The organism is uncultured Mycobacterium sp., assembly GCF_964249325.1.
GTDB lineage: Bacteria > Actinomycetota > Actinomycetes > Mycobacteriales > Mycobacteriaceae > Mycobacterium.
In genome coordinates this window covers 1-3,779 of record NZ_CAXUCH010000332.1, presented here as the reverse complement: position 1 = coordinate 3,779, position 3,779 = coordinate 1, and the positions used below count along the sequence as shown (strand labels likewise).

The 3,779-nt window shown below is 64.4% G+C and carries 8 protein-coding genes; all 8 read right to left on the bottom strand.

Annotated elements, in window-relative coordinates:
- Nucleotides 1–104: 104 nt before the first annotated feature.
- The 8 genes from rplR to ACFE99_RS23840 all read right to left on the bottom strand — a co-directional run bounded on the left by rplR (nt 105) and on the right by ACFE99_RS23840 (nt 3,687).
- Nucleotides 105–473, bottom strand: coding sequence for a 50S ribosomal protein L18 (rplR, locus tag ACFE99_RS23875; RefSeq protein WP_375489189.1), 369 nt, complete (start codon nt 471–473; stop codon nt 105–107).
- Nucleotides 474–514: 41 nt separating this feature from the next.
- Nucleotides 515–1,054 (bottom strand): 50S ribosomal protein L6, encoded by a 540-nt coding sequence (gene rplF / locus ACFE99_RS23870; RefSeq protein WP_375489187.1) that lies wholly within the window; start codon nt 1,052–1,054, stop codon nt 515–517.
- Between the two features lie 15 nt (nt 1,055–1,069).
- Complete coding sequence (rpsH, locus tag ACFE99_RS23865; protein WP_375489185.1) at nt 1,070–1,468, bottom strand: 30S ribosomal protein S8; 399 nt, start codon at nt 1,466–1,468, stop codon at nt 1,070–1,072.
- Between the two features lie 52 nt (nt 1,469–1,520).
- On the bottom strand, nt 1,521–1,706 hold the full coding sequence (locus ACFE99_RS23860) for a type Z 30S ribosomal protein S14 (RefSeq protein WP_083090052.1): 186 nt from the start codon (nt 1,704–1,706) through the stop codon (nt 1,521–1,523).
- 4 nt (nt 1,707–1,710) lie between these two features.
- Nucleotides 1,711–2,274, bottom strand: a complete 564-nt coding sequence (gene rplE, locus ACFE99_RS23855) for a 50S ribosomal protein L5 (protein WP_375489183.1) — start codon at nt 2,272–2,274, stop codon at nt 1,711–1,713.
- Entirely contained in the window at nt 2,274–2,591 is a 318-nt protein-coding gene (gene rplX, locus ACFE99_RS23850; protein WP_375489181.1) for a 50S ribosomal protein L24, read from the bottom strand. The genes rplE and rplX overlap by 1 nt, the downstream gene beginning before the upstream one ends.
- On the bottom strand, nt 2,592–2,960 hold the full coding sequence (gene rplN / locus ACFE99_RS23845; RefSeq protein WP_023370951.1) for a 50S ribosomal protein L14: 369 nt from the start codon (nt 2,958–2,960) through the stop codon (nt 2,592–2,594).
- Nucleotides 2,961–3,129: 169 nt separating this feature from the next.
- Nucleotides 3,130–3,687, bottom strand: coding sequence for a DinB family protein (locus ACFE99_RS23840; RefSeq protein ID WP_375489178.1), 558 nt, complete (start codon nt 3,685–3,687; stop codon nt 3,130–3,132).
- Nucleotides 3,688–3,779 lie beyond the last annotated feature (92 nt).

Here is a 3,779-nt window from a genome sequence, read left to right as displayed (position 1 = left end):
GTCCTTCACTACGGATCACGCTGCCGGTGTCCGGAGCGGCGCCCCCTGCAGTCGGCTGCTCCGTCATACTGCAGTCCTTCCAGTCTCGTTCGAAAAGCCAGTCATCAGAACTTCAATCCGTTTTCCCGGGCAGCGTCGGCCAACGCCGCAATGCGACCACCGTATTTGTATCCGCCGCGGTCGAACACCACGGTCTCGATTCCGGCGGCCTTGGCCCGTTCGGCGATCAACTGGCCCACCCGCACACTGCGGGCCTTCTTGTCGCCCTCGACGCCGCGGACGTCGGCCTCGATCGAGGAGGCAGCGGCCAGGGTGGTTCCGTTGAGGTCGTTCACCAGTTGCACGTGGATGTGCCGAGACGACCGGTGCACGACCAGCCGCGGACGCTCCGGGGTGCCTGAAACCTTTTTGCGCAGCCGCGCGTGCCGGCGCAGCCGGCCGGCGCGACGGGCCGCAGATACGCTCTGCCCCACCGGTTTTCCGGGAGCGGTCCCCGATTGTGTTGCAGCCATGACTACTTACCTGTCTTTCCGACCTTGCGGCGCACTTGCTCGCCCTCGTAGCGCACGCCCTTGCCCTTGTACGGGTCGGGGCGGCGCAACCGGCGGATGTTCGCCGAGATCTGGCCGACCTTCTGCTTGTCGATCCCGGAGACGGAGAATTTGGTGGGCGACTCGACAGCGAACGTGATGCCCTCGGGCGCCTCGACCACCACTGGATGGCTGTAGCCCAGCGCGAACTCCAGGTTGTTGCCCCGCAGCTGCACGCGGTAACCCACCCCGAAGATTTCCATCTTGGTGGTGTAGCCCTGCGTCACGCCGGTGACCAAGTTGGATACCAAGGTGCGTGAGAGTCCGTGCAGCGAGCGGCTGCGCCGCTCGTCGTCGGGACGGCTGACCACGATCGCGCCGTCGTCGTTGCGCGACACCGTGATCGGTTCGGCGACTGTCAGTGACAGCGCCCCCTTGGGGCCCTTCACCGAAACGTTCTGGCCGTCGATCGTGACGTCGACGCCAGCGGCAACAGGGATCGGCTGCTTACCAATACGCGACATAGCCCAAGCTCCCCCTCACCACACGTATGCGAGGACTTCGCCGCCCACGCCCTGTCTGGCCGCCTGACGGTCGGTGAGCAGACCCGAGGATGTCGAGATGATCGCCACGCCCAGGCCGCCGAGCACCCGCGGCAGGTTGGTGGATTTCGCGTATACCCGCAGCCCGGGCTTGGATACCCGGCGCAAGCCGGCCAGGCTGCGCTCGCGGTTCGGCCCGTATTTGAGCTGGACGACTAACGCTTTGCCGACCCGAGCGTCTTCGACGCGGTAATCGCTGATATACCCTTCGGTTTTGAGGATCTCGGCGATGTTCGCCTTGATCTTCGAGTGCGGCAGCGTCACCTCGTCGTGGTACGCCGCATTGGCGTTGCGCAGACGCGTCAAAAAGTCTGCGATCGGGTCCGTCATCGTCATGACAGCCGTGTCACCTTTCTCGCAGCGGTTCCCGAGTCGGGCCTGCCGCGTTTCACCAACTGCTCTTCTGCACGCCGGGCAGCTCGCCCGCGTGCGCCATCTCGCGCAGGCAGATCCGGCACAGGCCGAACTTGCGGTACACCGAGTGCGGGCGGCCGCATTTACTGCAGCGGGTGTAGGCCCGCACCTTGAACTTGGGTTTGCGCTGAGCCTTGTTGACCAGTGCCTTCTTTGCCATCTGTTCAGTTCTCCTTGAACGGGAAGCCGAGGGCCCGCAATAGCGCGCGTCCTTCCTCGTCGGTCGCCGCTGAGGTGACGACGCTGATGTTCATGCCGCGGGTCCGGTCGATGGTGTCCACGTCGATCTCGTGGAACACCGACTGCTCGGCCAGCCCGAATGTGTAGTTACCGGAGCCGTCGAACTGCGCCGGCGACAATCCGCGGAAGTCGCGAATACGCGGCAGCGCAATCGACGTCAGCCGGTCCAGGAACTCCCACATGCGATCGCCGCGCAGGGTGGCTCGCACGCCGATCGGCATGCCTTCGCGAAGTTTGAACTGGGCGATGGATTTTCGCGCCCGCCGGATCTCCGGTCGCTGCCCGGTGATCATCGCCAAGTCGGTGACCGCGCCGTTGATCATCTTGGCGTCGCGGGCAGCTTCCCCGATACCCATGTTGACGACGACCTTGACCACCGTCGGGATCTGCATCACGTTGCGGTACCCGAATTGCTTTTGCAGCGCGTCGCGGATCTCTTCGCGATAGCGGACTTTGAGCCGCGGCTGAACCTTTTCTGCGGTCGTCATCAGATGTCCTTGCCGTTGCGCTTGGAGATGCGGACTTTCTTGCCGGTCTCCTCATCGACCCGGTACCCGATGCGGGTGGGATTGCCGTCGGAGTCGACCACCATGACGTTGGAGACGTGGATCGGGGCTTCCTGGGTGACGATGCCGCCCGATCGTGCGCCGCGCTGGTTGGTCGAGATCGGCGTGTGCTTCTTGATCCGGTTGACGCCCTCGACGAGCACTTTATTCTTTGCCGGGTATGCCTTGAGCACCTTGCCCTTGGCGCCCTTGTCTTTGCCGGAGATGACCAGCACGGTGTCGCCCTTGTGGATTTTCATCTACAACACCTCCGGGGCCAGCGAGATGATCTTCATGAAGCGCTTCTCCCGCAGCTCGCGGCCGACGGGGCCGAAGATGCGGGTGCCGCGCGGGTCGTTGTCGGGCTTGATGATCACTGCCGCGTTCTCGTCGAACTTGATGTAGCTGCCGTCGGGGCGGCGACGCTCTTTGGCGGTGCGCACCACGACCGCCTTGACCACATCGCCGCGCTTGACGTTGCCGCCGGGGATCGCGTCCTTGACCGTCGCCACAATGACGTCGCCGATTCCGGCGTAGCGTCGCGATGAGCCGCCGAGCACGCGGATGCACAAGATCTCCTTGGCGCCGGTGTTGTCGGCCACCTTCAGTCGCGATTCCTGCTGAATCATCAGATCTCCTCGGTTAACGTGTGCACGGCAGGCCGTGCCGTCCCGGTGGGCAGTGCCCACCAGAGACCTGGCGTGCGTGGTCTTCGTCGCCGAAAGGCACGCGGGGCCGTCACCTTGCGCCGGCCGAGGTCTGCCCACGGCAACCCCTAGAGTCTAGGTGACGACCTGCTCAGCGCCAAATTTGTGCCTGGCCGCATACCCTGCCGATCCTGCGGATATCGCCGAGGTGGTGAATGCCTTCGTGCATCGCCTGACGGACGAGCCAAAGCGCCGTGCGCTGCTCGCCGGGCAACCGGGTGATGACGCGGTCCCACTCGCGGTCTTCCGTTCGCGCTACTTCCTCGCAGAACCCGGTTGCGGCTGCTGTGAGCTCGTCGAGCGTGGGAGCCAGGTCGCATTCGTTGTAGCGGAACCGTCGCGCCCGTAACTCATTGAACATCGGATCGACTGCCGGGCGATCTTCGTTGCGAGCGCGGTGGAGCCGGATGGTGAAGCTCATGTACACGTCGCGCAGATGGCAAACGTATTCGGCGACTGACCACACCTGCGGGCTGGGGCGCCGCCGCCGCGCGTCGGGAGGTATTGCGAGAACGGCCTCGCGCACGGCGGCCGGTAGTTCGGCGATCGCGTTGACGGCGTCGTCAACACTGATCCGTTGGTAGACGATTTCGCACACATAGCAGGTGTGATCTTCGGCAGCCAGCTGCGGTAGCTGCTCGAGGCTCATCTGGCTATCCTGCACCAACTAAAAAGGCGGAGGATCATCGTCGTCAGCCTCGGGTGGGGCTGGTCCGAAGTATGCGGCTTCTCGGGCTTGGC